At 72.6% G+C, this 19,969-nt stretch carries 14 protein-coding genes and 1 pseudogene; 10 read left to right on the top strand and 5 right to left on the bottom strand.

The window, feature by feature from the left end:
* Positions 1-186: 186 nt before the first annotated feature.
* The gene (locus ACZ3X1_RS30820; protein WP_356814010.1) at positions 187-1,416 is read left to right on the top strand and encodes an acyl-CoA dehydrogenase family protein; all 1,230 of its coding nucleotides are present in this window, start codon (positions 187-189) and stop codon (positions 1,414-1,416) included.
* A 151-nt stretch (positions 1,417-1,567) separates the two neighbouring features.
* Here ACZ3X1_RS30820 and ACZ3X1_RS30815 read toward each other — a convergent pair whose 3' ends face one another.
* Together ACZ3X1_RS30815 and ACZ3X1_RS30810 are read right to left on the bottom strand one after the other, a co-directional pair.
* Positions 1,568-2,296 (bottom strand): LppU/SCO3897 family protein, encoded by a 729-nt coding sequence (locus ACZ3X1_RS30815; protein WP_356812320.1) that lies wholly within the window; start codon positions 2,294-2,296, stop codon positions 1,568-1,570.
* Positions 2,297-2,372: 76 nt separating this feature from the next.
* Positions 2,373-2,810, bottom strand: coding sequence for an SRPBCC family protein (locus ACZ3X1_RS30810; RefSeq protein WP_356812321.1), 438 nt, complete (start codon positions 2,808-2,810; stop codon positions 2,373-2,375).
* Between the two features lie 154 nt (positions 2,811-2,964).
* Between ACZ3X1_RS30810 and ACZ3X1_RS30805 the strand changes: the two genes are divergently transcribed.
* Positions 2,965-3,150, top strand: coding sequence for a DUF5999 family protein (locus tag ACZ3X1_RS30805; protein ID WP_030820612.1), 186 nt, complete (start codon positions 2,965-2,967; stop codon positions 3,148-3,150).
* Between the two features lie 155 nt (positions 3,151-3,305).
* Here ACZ3X1_RS30805 and ACZ3X1_RS30800 read toward each other — a convergent pair whose 3' ends face one another.
* Positions 3,306-5,402 (bottom strand): ATP-binding protein, encoded by a 2,097-nt coding sequence (locus ACZ3X1_RS30800; protein ID WP_467281936.1) that lies wholly within the window; start codon positions 5,400-5,402, stop codon positions 3,306-3,308.
* Positions 5,403-5,466: 64 nt separating this feature from the next.
* Complete coding sequence (locus ACZ3X1_RS30795) at positions 5,467-6,432, bottom strand: fibronectin type III domain-containing protein (RefSeq protein WP_467281932.1); 966 nt, start codon at positions 6,430-6,432, stop codon at positions 5,467-5,469.
* Between the two features lie 131 nt (positions 6,433-6,563).
* On the opposite strand from ACZ3X1_RS30795, the pseudogene ACZ3X1_RS30790 reads away from it, so the two are divergent.
* The 8 genes and pseudogenes from ACZ3X1_RS30790 to ACZ3X1_RS30755 all read left to right on the top strand — a co-directional run.
* Positions 6,564-6,988: pseudogene (locus ACZ3X1_RS30790) on the top strand (ATP-binding cassette domain-containing protein); the annotation flags it as partial.
* Between the two features lie 105 nt (positions 6,989-7,093).
* Entirely contained in the window at positions 7,094-7,288 is a 195-nt protein-coding gene (locus ACZ3X1_RS30785; protein ID WP_030820628.1) for a hypothetical protein, read from the top strand.
* 132 nt (positions 7,289-7,420) lie between these two features.
* Positions 7,421-8,986, top strand: coding sequence for a hypothetical protein (locus tag ACZ3X1_RS30780; protein WP_467281928.1), 1,566 nt, complete (start codon positions 7,421-7,423; stop codon positions 8,984-8,986).
* 208 nt (positions 8,987-9,194) lie between these two features.
* Positions 9,195-9,770 carry a streptavidin gene (locus ACZ3X1_RS30775; RefSeq protein WP_362630286.1) on the top strand — a complete coding sequence of 192 codons (576 nt, stop codon included), beginning with the start codon at positions 9,195-9,197 and terminating at the stop codon, positions 9,768-9,770.
* Positions 9,771-9,998: 228 nt separating this feature from the next.
* Positions 9,999-11,147, top strand: a complete 1,149-nt coding sequence (locus ACZ3X1_RS30770; RefSeq protein ID WP_467281923.1) for an MFS transporter — start codon at positions 9,999-10,001, stop codon at positions 11,145-11,147.
* Between the two features lie 31 nt (positions 11,148-11,178).
* Positions 11,179-12,021 carry an SDR family NAD(P)-dependent oxidoreductase gene (locus ACZ3X1_RS30765; RefSeq protein ID WP_467281919.1) on the top strand — a complete coding sequence of 281 codons (843 nt, stop codon included), beginning with the start codon at positions 11,179-11,181 and terminating at the stop codon, positions 12,019-12,021.
* A 25-nt stretch (positions 12,022-12,046) separates the two neighbouring features.
* Positions 12,047-16,759: an amino acid adenylation domain-containing protein gene (locus ACZ3X1_RS30760; protein ID WP_467281915.1), complete on the top strand. Its 4,713-nt coding sequence runs from the start codon at positions 12,047-12,049 to the stop codon at positions 16,757-16,759.
* Entirely contained in the window at positions 16,756-18,465 is a 1,710-nt protein-coding gene (locus tag ACZ3X1_RS30755) for an AMP-binding protein (protein ID WP_356812331.1), read from the top strand. Before ACZ3X1_RS30760 ends, ACZ3X1_RS30755 begins: the two co-directional genes overlap by 4 nt.
* 53 nt (positions 18,466-18,518) lie before the next feature.
* On the opposite strand, the gene ACZ3X1_RS30750 is transcribed toward ACZ3X1_RS30755, so the two are convergent.
* Positions 18,519-19,874, bottom strand: a complete 1,356-nt coding sequence (locus tag ACZ3X1_RS30750) for a cytochrome P450 (protein WP_356812332.1) — start codon at positions 19,872-19,874, stop codon at positions 18,519-18,521.
* Between the last annotated feature and the right edge of the window lie 95 nt (positions 19,875-19,969).

Raw genomic sequence — 19,969 nt, 5'->3', positions numbered from 1 at the left:
GTGCGTGACGCCCACGCAACGTAACACCCATGGCACCCCGGCGATCGAATCGGTGGACGCGACCTGAGGGCCGGCGACGGCATCGCCCGTGCTTGACAGTACTTACTCGCCGGTAACAGACTGTGGCCCCCACGTAGGTTACCGCTAGTAACCTCCGGAGCGACGAGTACGACAGGTGGAGGGGACATGGCGGAGTTCACCATGGAGCTGAACGAGGACCAGAAGCAGGTGCGGGACTGGATCCACGGCTTCGCGGCCGATGTGATGCGCCCCGCCGCCGCGGAATGGGACGAGCGCGAAGAGACTCCGTGGCCCGTCATCCAGGAAGCCGCCAAGGTCGGCATCTACTCGCTGGACTTCTACGCCCAGCAGTTCTTCGACCCGACCGGACTCGGCATCCCGATGGCGATGGAGGAGCTCTTCTGGGGCGACGCGGGCATCGCGCTGTCCATCGTCGGGACCGGGCTCGCGGCGATCGGCGTCGTCGCCAACGGCACCGAGGAGCAGATCGGCACCTGGATCCCGCAGATGTACGGCACCCCCGACGACGTGAAGGTCGCCGCCTTCTGCTCCTCCGAGCCGGACGCCGGCTCGGACGTCGGCTCCATGCGCACCCGGGCGGTCTACGACCAGGCCAAGGACGAGTGGGTCCTCAACGGCACCAAGACCTGGGCCACCAACGGCGGCATCGCCAACGTCCACATCGTCGTGGCCGTCGTGGACCCGGCGCTCGGCACCAAGGGCCACGCCTCGTTCATCGTGCCGCCGGGCACCCCCGGGCTGTCGCAGGGACAGAAGTTCAAGAAGCACGGCATCCGCGCCTCGCACACCGCCGAGGTGGTCCTGGAGGACGTGCGGATCCCCGGCAACTGCCTGCTCGGCGGCAAGGAGAAGCTGGACGAGCGCCTCGCCCGGTCCCGCGAGCGCGCCCGCAGCGGCGGGGGCGAGCGGGTCAAGAACGCGGCCATGGCCACCTTCGAGGCCTCCCGGCCGGCCGTCGGCGCGATGGCCGTGGGCACCGCGCGCGCCGCGTACGAGGTCGCGCTCGACTACGCGAAGACCCGTACGCAGTTCGGCCGCCCGATCATCGACAACCAGGGCGTGGCCTTCCAGCTCGCCGACATGCGCACGCAGATCGACGCGGCCCGGCTGCTGGTGTGGCGGGCGTCGTGGATGGCGGTCGCGGGCCGGCCGTTCGAATCGGCCGAGGGCTCGATGTCCAAGCTCTTCGCGAGCGAGATGGCCAAGAAGGTCACCGCCCAGGCCGTCCAGATCCTCGGCGGCAACGGCTTCACCCGCGAGTACCCGGTCGAGCGGATGCACCGGGACAGCGCGATCTACACCATTTTCGAGGGCACCAGCGAGATCCAGCGGCTGGTGATCGCACGCACGATCTCCGGCATGCCGATCCGCTAGCGCGGGCCTCTGCGGTGGGGGTGCGGGGTGTGGCCCCGCGCCCCGGCGCGAGCGGACGGGCATGCCCGTCCGCTCGGAGCGGGGCCTCGGTGGGACCCGGGCGGGTCCGAGCCCTGGCCCTCGCCCGGGGGTACCGTGACCGCCGCGTGCCTCAGCGCAGTGGTGTCAGGCAGGCGCTGGTGAACTCGTCCGGGCCGTACTTCGGGTCGGCGATGTGGTCCAGCGCGGCGCAGTGCGCTCCGGGGGTGTCCAGCAGCCCCGTGACCTTGTACGCGGCGCGGGACGAGTCGCAGGAGACGACTTGGAGGTCCTGCTCGACCCAAGTGCCCTCGTTGCGTACGCACTGCCCCACGGACAGCTGCGGCGGGCCGTCGACCAGCAGGCCGAGCACGAGGAGCGTCTGGACGGCCAGCACGAGGAGCAGCACCGGCATGAGGAAGAGCAGGGCCGGTGCGCGCCGCCACAGGGGCCTGCCCGGGTCGAGGGGCGGGCGGAAGCCGCCGGCCGGGGGAGCGAGCCTGCGGAAGGCCGCGCGCGGGCCGAGGTTCATGAGCAGGGTCACGGGCGTGACGAAGAGGGACACCGGGCTCCACCAGCCCTGCCACAGGGTGTCCGACGACATGCCGCGGTAGGTGGCGAGGCCGCAGTCCCGGCAGAACGGGCCGCGGCGGCTCAGGAACCGCGCCAGCACGACCATGCCCTGGTGGCCCCGTACGGTGGCGGGCGCGGCCGGCCAGGACCCGCACAGGCTGCACCCGTACCGGCCCGGCTGCGGGTGGGCGCCGTACGCGCCGTACGGCTGCTGTGGCCCCGTGAACACGGGCCCCCCGGCCGGGCCGTACGGACCGGGAGCCTGCTGCGGCGGTGGCGGAGTGGCCACGGATCTCTCCTCGTTCGCTTTCGTGATCACCGGCGCGGTGATCAAGGAACCATAGAGGAGCGTCCTGCCCGCGCCCTCAGCGGGCCAGCAGGCGGGCGATGGCGCGGGTGAACAGGAGGCGGCCCGCCGCCGTGACCGCGGGGTCCAGGGCGCGGGGGAGGCCGCGCAGGCGCAGTTCCTCGCGCCAGTGGACCTCCGAGCCGCCCGTGGGAAGGGGGCGGATCTCGATCTCCGCCCAGCCCGTCACCGTCCGGCCGCGCTTCTCCAGCCGGACGAATCCCGGCGCGCCTTCGGCGGGTGGGCGCCAGGCCACCACTTCCATGCGGTCGTCGAATGTGATCCTGCCCACACCCGTGCGGGCCGTGAAGATCGTTCCCGCGTGCGTGGGCGGAGCCGTCTCGATGATCGTCCGCGTGAGGGGGGCCTGCGCGCCGTGGCGCTCCCAGTCAGTGAGCCTCGACCAGGCCTCGGCGGCCGGTGTGGACGTACGGTGAACGATCCGGATAACGGGCATGAGCGCATGGTAATCGGGCATACACACCGTGAACTGGACGGCGAATATGGGTTCCGTCCGGGGGTGGCGATCAGTAATACTCGCCGCCACCGTGGATCGCGGTTCGACCGGGTGACCACCGGCCCTCCCGCCCCACATCGCGAGGAGGTGCGCCATGTGCTCCCACCAGCCCCCCTGCCCAGCCGCCGAAAGCGCCGACCACGACGCCGCCCGCATTGTGGTCTCCCGCCCCGAACAGGGCTGGAGCCTGCTCTGCAACGGAGTCGTGATCTTCGACGACACCGGTGAACTGCTCCCCGACAGCCGCGCGGTGGAACCCCGCCGCCCGGCCCTGGTCTGAGCGAGGAGGCAGCATGCGCCAGCAGCTGATCCGCAAGCCCGTCCCCAAGCCCGCCCCCCGAGACCTGGACCTGCGCACACCGTCGGGCAGACCCCTCCCGTACTGACGGGAGCCCCGACGAAGTTGCACACCGCGCCGTTCACGGGCTGACGCCCTCAGCCCGTGGACGCCGCCGCCCCGCCCCGGAACGCCGCCTCGAAGGCCGCGTCACCGATCGCCGCCCGCGCCTGCCGCTCGCCCTGGTCCCGCATGGCCGTCAGGGAGGGCGAGCCCATCTGCGGCCGGCCCACGGTCCGCCACCACGCGTGCCCGGTACCCAGGAGGCGGGCCGCCAGCTCGCCGTCGCCCAGCCCCGCCACCGCCGTGGCCAGCAGGTCCAGGCCCAGGGCGATGCCCAGGCGGTCGCCGAGGAGCCGCTTGCCGGACAGCATGGCCCGTACGTGGCGCGCCGCCTCCCCGTGGTCGCCCAGACCCAGCGCAGCCACCGCCAGAATGTAGTCCGCGTAGGCCCGCATCCACCGCTCGCCCAGCTCCGCACAGGCCTCCCGCAGCGAGCGCGCCTCCTCGGTCGCCTCCTCGAAGCGCCCCAGGGCGCACAGGGAGTAGCTGGTGGAAAGCTTGCACAGGAGCCACCCCGGCCCGGTGGGCCGCCCGCCGTGGGCGGCCCGCGCCCGCGGGCCGGACAGCTCCAGGGCCCGTACCGGGTCGCCCGGCATGAGGACCGAGGCCGCGTACAGGTAGGCGGCGCGCAGTTCCCGTTCGGGGTCGGCCAGGCGGGCGGCGTCCCGCGCGCACTCCTCGCCGAGGCGCCGCGCCTGCTCCATGTCGCCCTGGAGCACCATCGTGAGCCCGAGGGACCACAGGGCCTGGTTGTACGCGGCCTCCGTGCGCGGAGCGAGTCTCAGGGCCCGTTCCAGGAAGGCCCGGCCCTCGTGCACGTGCCCGCACGCGAACCAGTAGAACCACAGGTTTCCGGCCATCTCCAGCGCCGCCGTCGGGTCGGCGGCGAGCAGGTGCTCCAGGGCCGTGCGCAGTTGGGCGTGCTCGGCGGTGATCCTGCGGTACCAGTCGACCTGTCCCGGGCCCATCCAGCCCCGGTCGGCGGCCTGTGCGAGCGCCGCGTACCAGTGTGCGTGCCGGTCGGTGACCAGTTGGGTCTCGCCGAGTTCGCACAGCCAGTCGTGCCCGTACTCGCGGATCGTGTCCAGCAGCCGGTAGCGGGCGCCGGCGCCCCGTTCCTGGGAGCGCAGGACCACGGACTTGGCGGCAAGGCCGGCCAGTACGCGTTCCACCCGGGCGGCGGGCAGGGGGCCGCCCGCGCACACGGCGCGCGCCGCGGCGATGTCGAAGTCGCCGGTGAACACCGAGAGCCGGGCCCACAGCAGCCGTTCCAGCGGCTCGCACAGCTCGTGGCTCCAGCCGATCGTGGTCCGCATCGTCTGGTGCCGGGCCGGCCGTGGCACGCGGACGTCCGACAGCATCTCGAAACGCTCGCCGATCCGCTCGGCCATCTGCTCGACCGTCCACAACCGCAGCCGGGCTCCGGCGAGTTCCAGGGCGAGGGGGATGCCGTCCAGGCGCCTGCACACCTCGGCGGCGACCGCGGTCCGCTCCGGGTCGGCGAAGACGGCGGCGGCGCGGGGGGCCGCGGTGAGGGCGCGGGCGCGGAAGAGGGCCAGGGCGTCGCTGTCGGGTCCTTCGCAGGGCAGCGGCCGGACCTCGACGACTTCCTCGATGGCGCAGCGCAGCGGCTCCCGCGAGGTGATCAGAATGGTCAACCCGGGCGCGGACTGAAGGAGTTCGCCCGCCAAGTGGCGGCATTCGGAGACGAGGTGCTCGCAGGTGTCCAGGACGAGCAGGAGTTCCCTGTCGGCCATCCACGCGCACAGTTCCTCGTCGAGCGGGCGCGGGGAGTGGTCGGCGAGGCCGACGGCGTGCGCGACGGTCGCGGTCAGCAGGGCGGGGTCGCGCAGCGGCGACAGCTCGACCCACCAGACGCCGTCGGCCCGGGCCTGGTGGGCGGCGGCGACGGCGCGAAGGGCGAGCCGGGACTTGCCGACGCCGCCCACCCCGGTCAGGGTGATCAGTCGCCGCTCACGTAACAGCCTTTCGAGCAGGCGCAGTTCGGACTCCCTGCCGATGAAGCTCGCCGGTTCCGGCGGCAGGTTTCCCGGTGGTGTCCCGGCGCCCGGCTGGGGCACGCCGTCCGTGGAATCTGGCTGATTGTCATTGACCGAGTACTCACCGAACACGGGAGTATTGTGCGTGATCTTCTTATCCCACCGTGCCGTTGGGGCGGGATCCGTGCCGCCCGGTTCACGCGACGAGGGTGATCCGCCGTTCCGCGGAGAAGGCCCCCCAGTTGCCGTCGGGGAGTCTGGCCCGCAGTTTCACGGCCCATTCGGTGCCGGTCGGTTCGGCCACGGTGAGGCGGTGTTCCACTCGCCCGGCGGGGAGGGCGCCGGCGCCGAACTGGATGACGGTGGTGGGCCGTCCGTTGACGTACAGCTCGTACTCGGTGGTCGCGCGGCCGGTGTCCGGGGCGGTCCAGGTGAGGGTGACGGCGCCCGGTGAGGCGGTCGCGGTGAGATCGGCGGGGGCGGTGGGCGGCCCGTCGCCGGAGGCGGGCGGTGTGCTCACGTCCACGGCCGGGCCGTCGGGGGAGGAGTTGTCCGCGCCGTCGCGGGCCCGGACCGTGAAGGTGTAGACGGTGTCCGGCTGGAGGCCGGTCAGCGTGGTCTCCTCGTCGCCGGGGCCGGCCGTGTGGATGCGCACGCCGCCCTGATAGACGTCGTACGCCGTGACGCCGGTGTCGTCCGTCGAGGGAGCCCACGACAGCCGGGCGGACCGGGGGCCGGTCGCGCCACCGGTGGTGGCGGCGGGGGCGGTGGGGGCCAGGCGGTCCTCGGCCTTGGCCGCCGGGGTGGTCACGAGCGCCGCGGGGCCGGCTGCGGAGAGGTTCCCGGCCGCGTCCTCGGCCCGCACCGTGAAGGAGTAGCCGGTCTGGGGGGCGAGGCCGGTGATGTCCACCATGGTCTTCTCGGCCGGGAGTTCCCGTACCGGCCTTCCGCCCTCGAAGACCTGGTAGCGCGTCACCCCTGCCCGGTCCGCCGCGGCGTCCCACATGACGTGGACGGAGGTGGCGCTGCCGGCCTGGGCGGTGAGCCCGGTGGGGGCGGGCGGCGGCACGGTGTCGGGCGCGGTGCACGCGGTGAGGCCCGAGAGGCCGGCGGGGCCGGTGAGGGCCAGGAAGAGGGCGAGCGTGGGGGCGCTGCGTCGCACGGGGTGCCTTCCTCGGCTTCCGTAAAGGTCTAGACATATATGGCACGGAAGGCGGGAGGGCGACAAGACCTGTGCGCCGAGGACCGGCTACACGACCCGATTCGTCGACTTCTGATCATGTCCAGCTGGCGCGCACCGCCGTCGGCGCCGTCTTCCAGCAGCCGCGGCTCGCCGCCGACCCCCGCCTGCGGCTGCGCGACCTCCTCGCGGAGCCCCTCCGGGCGACCGGCCGGCGTACGGAAGCGGCCGCGCGGCTCGCCGAGTTGGCGGAAACGGGTGGGCCTCGGGCGCGGACCTGCTCCCCGGCCGCCCCCGCGAGGTCGGCGACGGCCGGCTGCAACGTACCTGCCCGACGGGGGCCTTGGCGCTGCGGCCGCGCCGGCCGGTCCGCGACGAGACGACGGCGATGCCGGACGCCTCCACCACGGCGGCCCCGGTCGCGGTGGTGGAGGACCGCCGTGCCGAGACGGACGCCGGACTCCTCGCGGTGGGCCACGACCCGGTGCTGCTGTCGCGTTGGTGCGGGCGCACCACCCACTGGAACGAGAGAGCGTCGAGGACTGACGCCCGTCACGGACGGTCAACACCCGTACGGCCGACACGTCGTTCGCCCGGTAGCACCCGGCTCTGCGCCACCATGACGGTGACTCAGGAGGTCTCGATGGTGCTTTCCCTCTCCGTGGTCGTCCTGCTCCTCATCCTCGCCTGGATCTTCCTGCGCAGCGGCGGGCTGAAGTTCTCGCACGCCCTCGTCTGCGTCCTGCTCGGCTTCTACCTCGCGAGCAGCAGCATGGCCGCCACCATCCACGACGGCCTGACGGCCACCGCGAACGTGGTCTCCAGCCTCAATCCTTGATCGACTGTTGCGCCTTCGTGAAGCATCCGGCGCATCCATGGACTCCTCCGGCACTGCGCTCTAGCGTCTGGCGGCGGCGCGATGTCAGACGCAATGTCGACAGAGACCTGTGGTGACACGGAGGAAGTCCGGATGTTCCGAAGAGCGCTGAACTGCGCCGTACTGCCCGTCGTGGCCGCCTTCGCGGTGCTCCACGGCGGCTCCCCGGCCCAGGGCGATGAGATACCCAAGGCCCCCGGCCACCGGCTGATCCCCCACTACGAGGGCGGCCTCGCGTCCGCCGCCCCGCTGCCGGGCGAGGCCCCGCCGCAACACCCGCACCTCGCGCCCAACGGCCGCAGCGGCATGCACTCCGACGCGGCGGGCAGCGCCACCTCTCCCTGGTCGGGGCCGCTCGGCAGGAACCCCCGGGTGACCAGCGAGAAGATCGCGGCCCTCGGCGGGGAATGCGCCACCGCCACCTTCGACTCGGGCGGCCGGCTGGTCACGATGTGCGGCACATTCACCGGCTTCAAGGTCAAGCTCTTGGAGCCGCGTACGCTCGCCACACTCGCGGAGCACCAGCTCCCGCAGCGCTCCTCGACCGTCGAGGCGATCACCTCGCTCGACTTCGCGAAGATCTTCAAGGACACCTCCGGCGGCGCCTACTTCTACCTGGACGACCAGGACCGGGCGGTGCTCGCCGACTCCCGCCAGCACGTCCTGCGCCTGGCCCACTCCCAGAACCCGGACGGCAGCTGGAAGTTCACCGTCGACGACGACTGGGACCTCACGGGCCACGTCCCGCACGACTGCGTGACCTGGACCAACCTGCGGCCCAGCGGCACCTGCGACCCCGTCACCTCGGTGATGCCCGACTGGGACGGCCGGATCTGGTGGGTGACCCGCCAGGGCCGCGTCGGCACCGTGGACCCCGCGACCTCGCAGATCCGCTCCCTGCGGCTGGAGGGCGAGGAGATCCAGAACTCCTTCTCGGTCGCCGAGGACGGTGTCTCCATCGTCTCCGACCACGCCCTCTACAGCTTCCGGGCCGGAGCCGACGGCACCCCCGAGGTGCAGTGGCGCCAGACCTACGACCGCGGCACCGGTACCAAGCCCGGTTCGGTCAACCAGGGTTCGGGCACGACTCCGGACCTCTTCGGCGACGGCTACGTCGCCATCACCGACAACGCCGACGACCGGATGAACGTCCTCGTCCACCGGCGGGGCGCGGACGTCGCCGCGGACCGCAGGCTCGTCTGCAAGGTGCCCGTCTTCGGCTCCGGCGCGTCCACCACCGACAACTCGCTGATCACGTGGGGCAACAGCATCGTCGTCGAGAACAACTACGGATACGAGAACCCCACCAGCCTCCTGCTGGGCAGGTCCGTCGTGGGCGGGGTGGCCCGCATCGACGTCCGCGCCGACGGCAGCGGCTGCGACACGGTGTGGCAGAGCGCCGTCCGCGCGCCGTCGGTGGTCCCCAAGCTCTCCACCGCGAACGGGCTCCTCTACTTCTACGAGAAGGAGCCGAACGCCTGGGGGATCGACGGCTGGTACCTCACGGCCGTGGACTTCCGCACCGGGGAGCGGCGCTGGCGGCAGCTGACCGGCACCGGCCCGCTCTACGACAACAACTGGGCAACCATCACGCTCGGCCCCGACGGCACCGCCTACGTCGGCGTGTTCAACGGCATCGTCGCGGTCCGCGACCGCTGACATCGGCGGACCGCCGGCCTCCGCAAGTCGCCGGAGGCCGGCGGGTGAACACATCACGCCGACTCTCCGCATGAACTCCGACAATTCGCGGGTGCGACCCCGGCTTACCGCCGGTCACGACACTACGCTCTTCCCCGAAAGCGCCCGTGGCCTTCCACCATCACGGGCGATCGGCGGGCCCTTCGGCCCTCACAGGGGGAATCATCTCGTGACGCGTGTACGCCAAGCCTTAGTCGCACTGTGCGCCCTGTCCCTGACCTTCGTCACCGTATCCGCGAGCGCTTCGGCGGACCCCCGGGGGGCCGTGGCCGCGGACGCCGCGGAGACCGGTTCCGTGGCCGAGTCCCGCCCCGGCATCCTGGGCACCTGGTACAACCAGCTCGGCTCGGTCATGGTCGTGACGCGCGCCGCGGACGGCGGGTTCGTCGGGACCTACGAGTCCGCGGTCGGCAACGCCGAGAAGCGCTACGTCATGACGGGCCGCTACGACAGCGCGCCCGCCGACGGCACCGGGACCGCGGTCGGATGGACCGTCGCCTACCGCAACGCCCACCGCAACGCCCACTCCGTCGCCACCTGGAGCGGCCAGTACGTCGGGGGCAGCCAGGAGCGGATCGTCACCCAGTGGCTGCTGAGCTACGGCACGGCGCCGGCCGACCAGTGGAAGTCCACCTTCCTCGGCCACGACGAGTTCACCCGGGTCAAGCCCTCCGCCGCCGACATCGAGAAGGCGCGTCAGCTGGGCGTGACATCTGCGAATCCGCCGGCCTCCGGCGGGGAGTGATCCGGCCGCACCGGCGAGCGTGCGATCCGTCCGCAGCGAGGAGGTTTCCCGCGGCGGGCGGGTCGCCCATGTCCGCGCCCGGTGATGTGATCATGGCGCAAAACCTCTGTTGGCCTGCAACTTCTGTTGTGGGAGTGTGGAACGGACTCCGGTTCGCGCGGCCTTCGAGACCCGTGCCATGATCACGTTCGGCACTGACCAGCCGGGGGGCAGGGGGTTCATTTCGTGTTGCGCAAGATCTCTACGCTCGCGCTCGGAGCGTTCGCAGTGGGGACGAGCGGCTACGTCGTCACCGGTGTGCTGCCGCAGCTGAGCGAGGAGCTGTCCGTCTCCCTGTCCACGGCCGGGCTGCTGACCACGTCCTTCGCGGTGGCCTACGCCATCGGCTCCCCGCTGCTGGCCGTGGCCCTGGGCGGGTGGCGCCGCCGACCGCTGATCATCGCGGCGCTGCTGGTGGCCGCGGCGGGCAACGCGCTCGCCGCGCTGGCGCCGAACTTCGCCGTGCTGACGGCCGCCCGGATCGTCACGGCCGTGGGGGCCGCGGTGTTCACGCCGGCCGCCACCGCGGTCGCCGCCGAGCTGAGCGGCCCCGAGCGCCGGGCCCGCGCGGCGGCCTGGGTCTTCGGCGGGCTGGTGACCGCCACCATCGTCGGCGTGCCGGCCGGAACGCTGCTGGTCGGTCCGCTCGGACACCGGGGCGTCTTCTGGCTCGTCGCGGGATTCTGCGCGCTCTCCGCGGTGGCCGTGGCGGTGGCCGTGCCCGAGGTCGCGGCGCCCGCCAGGGTGACCCTGCGCCAAAGGGTCGCGGTCGCCTCGGACAGCCGGGTCGTCACCGTCCTCGGGATCACCCTCGCGGCCAGCCTCGGGGTGTTCACCGTGTACACGTACGCGGCTCCGGTGCTGGCCGAGACCGTCGGGGCGCACGGCACCGGACTGAGCCTGCTGCTCTTCGGGTACGGGCTCGGCGGCGCCGTCGGCAACGTGGTCGGCGGATTCGCCGCCGACCGCTACGGCTACCGGATGCCGCTGCTGGTGGCCGTCTCCGGCAGCGTCGTCGCGCTGTCCGCGCTGTCCGCGGTGCACAGCACGGCGATCGCGGCGGTGCTGCTGTTCGTGTGGGGGGTGTCGAGCTGGGGTTTCAACCCGCCGGTCCAGCGCCGGCTGCTCGAACTCTCCCCGGACGCCGGCGGCCTGCTGCTGGCGCTCAACGCCTCCGCCCTCTACCTGGGCATCGGCCTGTCAGGGGTCGTCGGGGGCGCGGTGCTCGACCACGCCGGCATCGCCGCCGTGGCGCTGACCGGGGCGCTGCTGTGCTGCGTCGCGGTGCTGATCCAGGTGCTCTGCGGCAGGCGCGCTGCCCTGCAGCCGACCCGCTGAAATCTGTCCCTCTCGGCAAAGGACGACGTCCGTGCGCGAATTGAACAATGTTGTGGGAATCGTCACAGGGGCGTCACGCGGTGTCGGCCCGTACATCGCCGCGGAATTGGCCGGGGCGGGTGTCCGGTTGGCACTCGTCGCCCGGTCCGAGGAAGGACTCCGGGCCACCGCGGAAAAGATCGGCCGGCTCGGTCCCGAGCCGCTCGTGGTGCCCGCCGACGTTTCCGACGAAGGGGCGCAGAGGCGGATCGTGGAAACGGTCCGCCGTGAACTGGGGCCGGCCGGGATCCTGGTGAACAATGCCGGGATCGAGCACATCACCCGGTTCCAGGACGCCTCGGTCGAGAGCATCCGGCAGGTCCTGCTGGTGAACCTGTTCGGCGCCGAGGCCATGACCCGGCTGGTGCTGCCGGACATGCTCGGGGCCGGGCGCGGGCACGTGGTCAACATCGGGTCCGTGGGCGGGCGTACGGCCTATCCGTACGCCACGATCAACTCCTCGGCCAAGCACGGTCTCGTCGGCTTCACCTGGTCCCTGCGCGAGGAACTGCGGGGGACCGGGGTGGGGGTGTCGGCGGTGTACCCGACGCTGATCGCCGACGTCGGCATCTCCGCCGGCTGGCAGGCGGGCCGGCGCCCGGCCCTGCTCGGCCGGGTCGGGCCCGACGAGGTCGCGCGCGCGGTCCTGAAGTGCATCAGGGAGGACAAGGTGGAGATCACCGTGGCTCCCGTCATGGAGAAGGTCGCGGACGTGGTCAGCGCCCTCTCCCCGCGGCTCACCGCCTGGATCGCCCGAAACGGTGGTATCTACAAGTACCTGCGCGGGGTCGCCGACGCGCAGACACGTTCGCAACAACACTCTGAACCAGCCTGACCCGCTGGTCGATACGGGGGAACCGATGTCCGAACTCTCCGCTGTGCCCGCTCCCGACCAGGACGAGGGCCTGACCCGGCTCCGCGACCTGCTGGCCGGGGTCAACAGTGACTACGACCGCCAGGTCGATCCGCAGGAGCCCTTGATCCTCGACTCGCTGGACGCCGTACGCTTCAAGTCCGCGATCGACACCGCCTGTACGACCGACCTCCCGCTGGAGATCTTCTTCGGCCACTGCACGCTCGAGACGCTCGCCTCGGCGCTGCTCAACCATGGTACGGACGCCGGGGCCGTCCCGCAGCTGGTTCCGGCACCCGGGCGCGAGCACGAGCCCTTCGAACTGACCGACGTCCAGCAGGCGTACTGGCTGGGCAGCCGGGGCTTCGACCTCGGCGGGCGCTCCGCCCACTTCTACGTCGAAGTGGACCTGTTCACCGCCGACCGCGACCGTGTCGAGGAGGCGTTCAACACCCTGATCGGCCGCCACGGCATGCTGCGTGCGACGCTGCTGCCCGACGGCCGTCAGCAGGTGGCGCGGGAGGTCCCCTACTACCGCTTCCGCCACGGCGACCTGAGCGGGCTCCCCGAGGCCGACGGACGATGTCGCCTCGAAGAGACCCGCGAGGAGATGGCCGCCCAGGTCTTCGACCCGCACACCTGGCCCCTGTACGACATACGCACCCACCAGCTGGACGCCGGCCGGCTCCGCCTCCACATCAGCGTCGACCTCCTCTTCGTCGACGCGGGCAGCATCCAGGTCCTGCTGGCCGAGTGGATCCGCCTGATCCTCGACGCCGACTCCCTCGGCCCGGCCCCCGCGGTCGCCTTCCGCGACTACCTCGACGGCGTCGCCGCCCACCGCGCGCAGCCCGGCCACGAGCAGGCCCGCGCGTACTGGCTGGACCGCGTCGACACGCTGCCGCCGGCTCCCGAACTGCCCGTGCGGGCCGTCGCCCACGCCCAGGCGCCCGCCTTCGTACGCCGCGAGCGCCGGCTGCCCGGCCGGGTGTGGCGGCAGATCCGGGACCGCGCGAACGCCCTGGGCGTCACGCCCTCGGTGCTGCTGTGCGCCGCGTACGCACAGGTGCTGCGCACCTGGAGCCGCTCGTCCCGGTTCACCCTCAACCTGACCCTCGCCGACCGGCCCCGCTGGCACGCCGACATCGACCGGCTGATCGGCGACTTCACCAGCACGATCCTGCTGGAGTGCGACCTCGGCGGCGCACCGGACCTGGCCACCGCCGCGACCCGGATCCAGGGGCAGCTGCGCCGCGACCTCGCCCACGCCCGCTTCAGCGGTGTCGAGGTGCAGCGCGAGCTGGCCCGCCGCGGGGACGGCACCCAGGCGCGGATGCCCGTCGTCTTCACCAGCCTGCTGCGCGAGCAGGACAGCCTCGGCTCCCTCGAAGGCATGGTCTTCGAGACCGCGTACGCCGTCTCCCGGACCCCCCAGGTCTACCTGGACAACCAGGTCGTGGCCCGCGGCAGCGACCTGCTGATCAGCTGGGACGCCGTCGAGGAGGTCTTCCCCGAGGGCGTGCTTGACGACATGTTCGCCGCCTACGTCGACCTGGTCGGGCGCATCGCGGAGCAGGAGGATCCCGCACCGGTCGGCCTGCCGGAACGGCAGGCCGCCGTCCGCAGGTCCGTGAACGACACCACGGGCCCGCAGCCCGGCGAACTCCTGCACGCCGCGATCGGCCGGCAGGCCGCCGCACACCCCGACGCGCCGGCCGTGATCAGCGCCGACGCCACCCTCACCTTCGGTGAACTCGACCGCCGCGCCGACGGTATCGCCCGCCGGCTGCGCGAACTGGGCGCGGCGCCGAACACCCTGGTCGCCGTCCTCATGCACAAGGGATGGGAGCAGGTCCCCGCCGTACTGGGCGTGCTCCGCGCCGGCGCGGCCTACCTGCCCGTGGACGCGGGCCTGCCGCGCGAGCGCGTCGAGCAGTTGCTGGCGGCGGGCGGGGTGAGCGTCGCGGTCACCCAGCCCGGCGCCTACGTCCCGCAGGGCGTCACCGCCCTGACCGTGGAGCGGGAGCCGGGGCGGGACGCGGCGGACGGACCGGTCCCGCCTGCGGCCACCGGCCCCGACGACCTCGCCTACGTCATCTTCACCTCGGGCTCGACCGGCCGCCCCAAGGGCGTGATGATCAGCCACCGCGCCGCGGTGAACACGGTCGACGACATCAGCACCCGCTTCGCCGTGGGCCGCGAGGACCGGGTCCTCGGACTGTCCTCGCTGAGCTTCGACCTGTCGGTGTACGACGTCTTCGGCGTGCTCGGAGCGGGCGGGGCGCTGGTCCTGCCCGCGCCCGGCGAGTCCCGCGACCCCGGCCGCTGGGCGGCCCTCGCGGACGAGCACCGGGTGACGCTGTGGAACACCGTCCCGCCGCTGCTCGAACTGCTGGTGGAACACTGCGAGCAGCAGGGCGCGGCCTTCCCCCGATCGGTGCGGACGGCACTGCTCAGCGGTGACTGGATCCCGCTGAGCCTGCCCGGGCGGGTCCGGGCCGTCTCCTCCGGCGCACCCGAACTGATCAGCCTGGGCGGCGCGACCGAGGCGGCCATCTGGTCGATCTGGCACCCGATCGAGGGCATCGACCCCGAGTGGCGCAGCATCCCGTACGGCACCCCGCTGCGCAACCAGACCTTCCACGTCCTGGATTCCGACCTCACCGACAAGCCGGACCACGTCACCGGCGAACTCCACATCGGCGGCGTGGGCGTGGCCCGCGGCTACTGGGGCGACCCCGAGCGCACCGCCGCGCAGTTCATCCTCCACCCGGCCACCGGCGAACGCCTGTACCGGACCGGCGACCTCGGCCGCTACCTGCCCGACGGCACCCTCGAACTCCTCGGCCGCGACGACTTCCAGGTCAAGATCGGCGGTCACCGCATCGAGCTCGGCGAGATCGAGGCCGTACTCGGTGGACACCCCGGCGTCCGCACCGCGGTCGTGGTGGCCCAGGACGGCAAGCGGCTGATCGCCTACGCCGTGCCCGAGACCGGGGCCGACTTCGCCGAGGGCGAGCTGCGCGAGCACCTCGCCGCCAAGCTGCCCTCGTACATGGTCCCCGCCGTCGTCATGACCCTGGACCGGCTGCCGACGGGCGCCAACGGAAAGCTCGACCGGCGGGCCCTGCCGGTGCCGGCGGCCGTCGCGCCGGGCGACGAGCCGCCCGCGACCCCCGTCGAGGAGGCGCTCGCCCGCGCCTGGGCGTCCGTGCTCCCCGTGGAGCGGATCGGCCGCCATGACAACTTCTACGCGCTCGGCGGGGACTCCCTCCTCGGCGTGCGCGCCGTCGCCAAGGCGGCCGAGCAGGGACTCCACCTCACGCTCGCCGACTTCTTCGCCCGTCCGACCATCGCCGAACAGGCCGGGTGCGCCACCGACCGGCCCGCGGCCGCGGCCGACCAGTCGGAGATCACCGGCCGCGCCGGCCTGTCGCCCAGCCAGCTGTGGTTCTTCGAGCAGGACTTCGCCGCCGCCGACCACTGGAACGGCATGTGGCCCGTCTTCGAGCTCGACCGGCGGCTGGAGCCCGGTGCGCTGCTGCGGGCACTGGCCACCGTCCTCGCCCACCACGACGGACTGCGCGCCCGCTTCCGCATCGACGCCCGAGGCCCGTACGCCGAACTGCCCGCCATGCGGGCGCCGGACGCCTCCCGGGTCTCGGAGGTCGACCTCGGCCACGTCGCCGACGCCGACGTGGAGGCGGAGATCACCCGGCACGTCGCCCTCCGCAACAGCGCCCTCGACCTGGCCGACGGCATGACCGTCCAGCTCACCCAGTTCGACCTGGGCCCGCGGCGCAGGCCCAGGCTGCTGGTAAGCGCCCACTGGCTGGTCATGGACTACTACTCCTCCCGCGTGTTCTACGAGGACCTGCGCACGGCCTACTTCGCCATCGAGCGGGGCGACCAACCGCACCTGCCTCCCAAGACCGCCTCGCTGCCGCAGGCCGCCGAGCAGCTCCACGCGTACGCCGCGAGCGAGCAGGTCGAGGCGGAACTGCCGTACTGGAGCAGGCTCGCCGACCTCTCGCCGCCGCCGCTGCCCGTCGACCACCGCCTCGGCCCCAACACGCAGGCCTCCGCAGTCCGTCACTTCACCGAGGTGGCCGGCGACACCGCCGCCGCCGTGGTGACCGGGCTGCCGAGGCGGCTGGGGGTCGAGATCCGCGAGGTGCTGCTCACCGCGCTGGCCCGGGCCGTCACCGCATGGGCCGGGCAGCCCGAACTGGTCGTCGAGATCGAGGGACACGGCCGGCAGAGCGCCTTCGGCGCGCTGGACATCTCCCGCACCGTCGCCCGCTTCTCCACGCTGTCCCCGCTGGTCCTGCGCCCCGGCGAGCTCGCCGACGTCCGCGACCAGATCCGGGAGATGCCCCACCAGGGCGTTGGGTACGGCCTCCTGCGCCATCTGCACCCCGACCCCGCCGTACGGGCCCGGATGGCCCGGATCCCCGTCCCGGAGATCGGCTTCAACTACTGGGGCGACGTCAGCGAGTACTTCACCGGTGACGCCCGTCCCGTCGTGGACTCCTTCGGCCACCACCGCAGCGGCCTCGGGCACCGCACCCGGACCCTCGACCTGATGGCGATGGCCTCGGACGGCACCCTGCGCCTGGTGTGGACCTACAGCACCAACCTGCACACGGAAGCGACGGTCCGGGACCTGGCCGACCGCTTCATCGACGAACTGCACACGCTGGCGCGGAGCGCCGGATGAACGGGGAAGAGAAGACCATGGACCACCCGCGTCCCGAGGACATGTTCGGCGCGGTGACCGTGCCCGAGGTGCTGGAGCTGGCCGCCGCCACCCCGCGCGGCATCACCGTCGTGAACCGGCAGCTCGACCAGACCCCGCTGCCCTACGCCCTGCTCGCCGCCGGGGCGCGCCGGGTGGCCGGCGGACTGGTCAGGGCGGGCGTGAACAAGGGCGACCGCGTCGCGATCGTCTCCTCGACCTCGCCCGGCTTCCTGCTCAGCCTGTTCGGTGCCTGGCGGGCGGGCGCCGTGCCCGTCATCCTGCCCCTGCCGCACCGGCTGTCGGACCTGCCGGAGTTCGTCGCCGAGGTCAACCGCCGGCTCGACCACGTCGACGCGCGCTGCGTGGTGGTGGCCGACGCCTTCGGCGACTTCGTGACCGGTCGGATCACGGGCGAGCGTCCCGTCCTGACCTGCGGCGACCTGGCCGCGGAGCGCGAGGAGATCAGCGGGCCGGTCGAGACCCGGCCCGACGACCTCGCGTACCTGCAGTTCACCTCGGGCACCACCGGTCTGCCCCGCGCGGTCGCGCTCACCCACCGGCAGATGCTCACCAACGCCGCCGTGTGCTGCGAGCGGCTGGAGCTGGAGCGGGACCGCAGCGTGCACGTGAGCTGGCTGCCGCTCTACCACGACATGGGCCTGATCTCCGTCCTGTCCGGCATGGCCTACCGGATCAAGCTCGTCCTGCAGCCCCCGGAGGACTTCCTGGCCCGCCCCGACTCCTGGGTGGACGCGCTGTCCCGGTTCAAGGCCACCAGCACGGTCGCCCCCAACTTCGCCTACGGCCTCGCCGCCCAGAGCATGCGGCTGCGCCCGCGCGACCTCGACCTGTCACGGCTGGAGGTGTGCGGGGACGGCGCCGAGCCGATCCGCGCCGGCACGCTGGAGCAGTTCGTCGAGGCCGGCGCGGTCTACGGGCTCACGCCCCGGGCCATGACCCCGATGTACGGGATGGCCGAGGCGACGCTGGCCGTGGCCATGGGGGAGGCGACCCGGCCGCTGGTCTGGGACCACGTCTCCCGCGACGGCCTGCAGGCGGGCGGGGTCGCCCGTCCGGTGCCTGCCGGCGCCCCGGACGCCCGCGCGCTGGCGGTCTGCGGGCCGCCGGTACCCGGCGTCCGCGTCGAGATCAGGGACGCGGACGGCAAGCCGCAGCGCGAACGGCAGGTCGGTGAGATCTGCGTGCACAGCCCCTCGCTGATGCAGGGGTACTGGCAGGACCCGGAGGCGACCGCAGCCGTCCTGCGCGACGGCTGGCTGCACACCGGCGACCTCGGCTACCGCACCGAGGACGGCGGCGTCGTCGTCTGCGGCCGGATCAAGGACATGATCATCGTCTCCGGCCGCAACCTGTACCCCGAGGACTACGAGCACGTGGCCGCCAAGGTCGAGGGCGTACGCCCCGTGTGCGCCGCCTTCGCCGTGCCGGACACCGAGCGCATGATCGTGGCCTTCGAGTCCGCGAAGGGCGTGGAGAACCACGAGGAGGTGGCCGCGCAAGTGATGAAGCGGCTGCGCGAACACCTCGGCCACGCCCCCGACAAGGTCGTGGCCATGGACAAGGGCACGATCCCGCGCACCTCCTCCGGCAAGGTCCAGCGCGGCCTGTGCCGGGAGCGGTACCTCACCGGTCGCCTGGAGGTCCTGGCGGAAGTCGCCCGCTGACACCGGCCGTTGGCCGCCCCGGTGCGGGGCGGCCACGGCGCGGGACAGCCGGCTCAGCGGCGGCGGCTCACCACCAGGCGCGCACCCCGGGCGGGGATCAGCGTCACGTGGTGGGCCTTCTGCTGCTCCGGAGCCGGCCGGTCGGGCCGGATCTCGTACCGCTGGAGCACTTCGCGCAGCGCCACGGTCGCCTCCAGCAGCGCGAAGCCGGCGCCGATGCAGCGGCGGGCGCCACCGCCGAACGGGATCCAGGTGTTGGCCGGCGGCTGGCCGTCGAGGAAGCGCTCCGGACGGAACTGGTCGGGCTGGTCGTGGTAGGCCGGGTCCGACTGCACCATGCCGATGGCGGGCATCACCGTCGCGCCCGCGGGCAGCCGGTAGCCGCCGACCGTGAGCGGCTGCGTGAGCTGCCGGGCCACTTCGTACACCACCGGCTTCAGGCGCAGCGCCTCCTTGGCGACGGCCGTGAGGTACGCGTCGTCGCCCTCGTCCGCGGCGCGCTGCGCCCGGCGCAGCTGTTCGGGCCGGCGGACCAGCTCGTGCAGGGCCCAGGCCAGGCCCGTGGCCGTGGTCTCGTGCCCGGCGAGGAGGAGGGTGATCAGCTGGTCGCGCAGTTCCGCGTCGCTGAACCCGCCGCCCTCCTCGTTCTCCGCGGCCTGCAGGAGGCGCGACAGCACGTCGGTCCTGCTGTGCAGGTCCGCTGCCCGGCGCCGGTCGGTGATCTCCGCGTACAGCAGCTTGTCCAGCCCGCGCTGGAGCCCGATGTGACGGCGCCACGGCCCGAAGCGCTGCAGGAGCGGATAGGGCAGCCCCAGCAGGGTGACCGGACCGATGTCCGCGATGCCGCGCACGAGCGGGCGCATCCGCTTCAGCCGCGCCTCGTCGGTCACCCCGAACACCACCTGGAGGATCACCTCCAGGGTCAGCGCCTGCATCCGCTCGTGGGAGCTGAACACCGTCCCCTCGGGCCAGCTCTCCACCTCCGCCCGCGTCAGCCCGCCGACCATCTCCTGGTAGCCGGCGAGCGCCGCGCCCGTGAAGGCGGGCATCAGCAGCCGGCGGGCCCTGCGGTGCTCGGCCTCGTCGGTGAGGAGCACCGAGTGCTCTCCCAGCGCCGGCCCCATGATCGCGTTGCCCTCGCCGGCGTGCAGGACCTCCACCGGACCGCCGAAGACCGTCTTGATGTCCTCCTGCTTGGTGAGGATCACCAGATGGCGGGTCGGCGTCATGAGCCGGAGCGTGAAGACGTCCCCGTGCCGTCGCTTCAGCAACGGGAACAGCCGGTGCCGGTACTGGGCGAACAACAGGGTCTGGACCACCGCGGGCAGCCGCAGACCGGGCGGGCGTTTCGTCTGGCCGGTGACGGGCGCCGATATGGAGGTCGGCAGATCATCGATACCGCTGGTCATTGCGGAAATCCCCCTCGGTGAACGAACTTCTGGGTTTCGTTCGAATGCAATTGCCGGTCCCGACTCACGCTAGCAGCCGCAACGACCCGCAGAAA

This window comes from Streptomyces sp. NPDC023541, assembly GCF_055559995.1.
The sequence above is the reverse complement of the archived record's forward strand: the minus strand, read 5'-3'. Positions and strand labels throughout refer to the sequence as shown.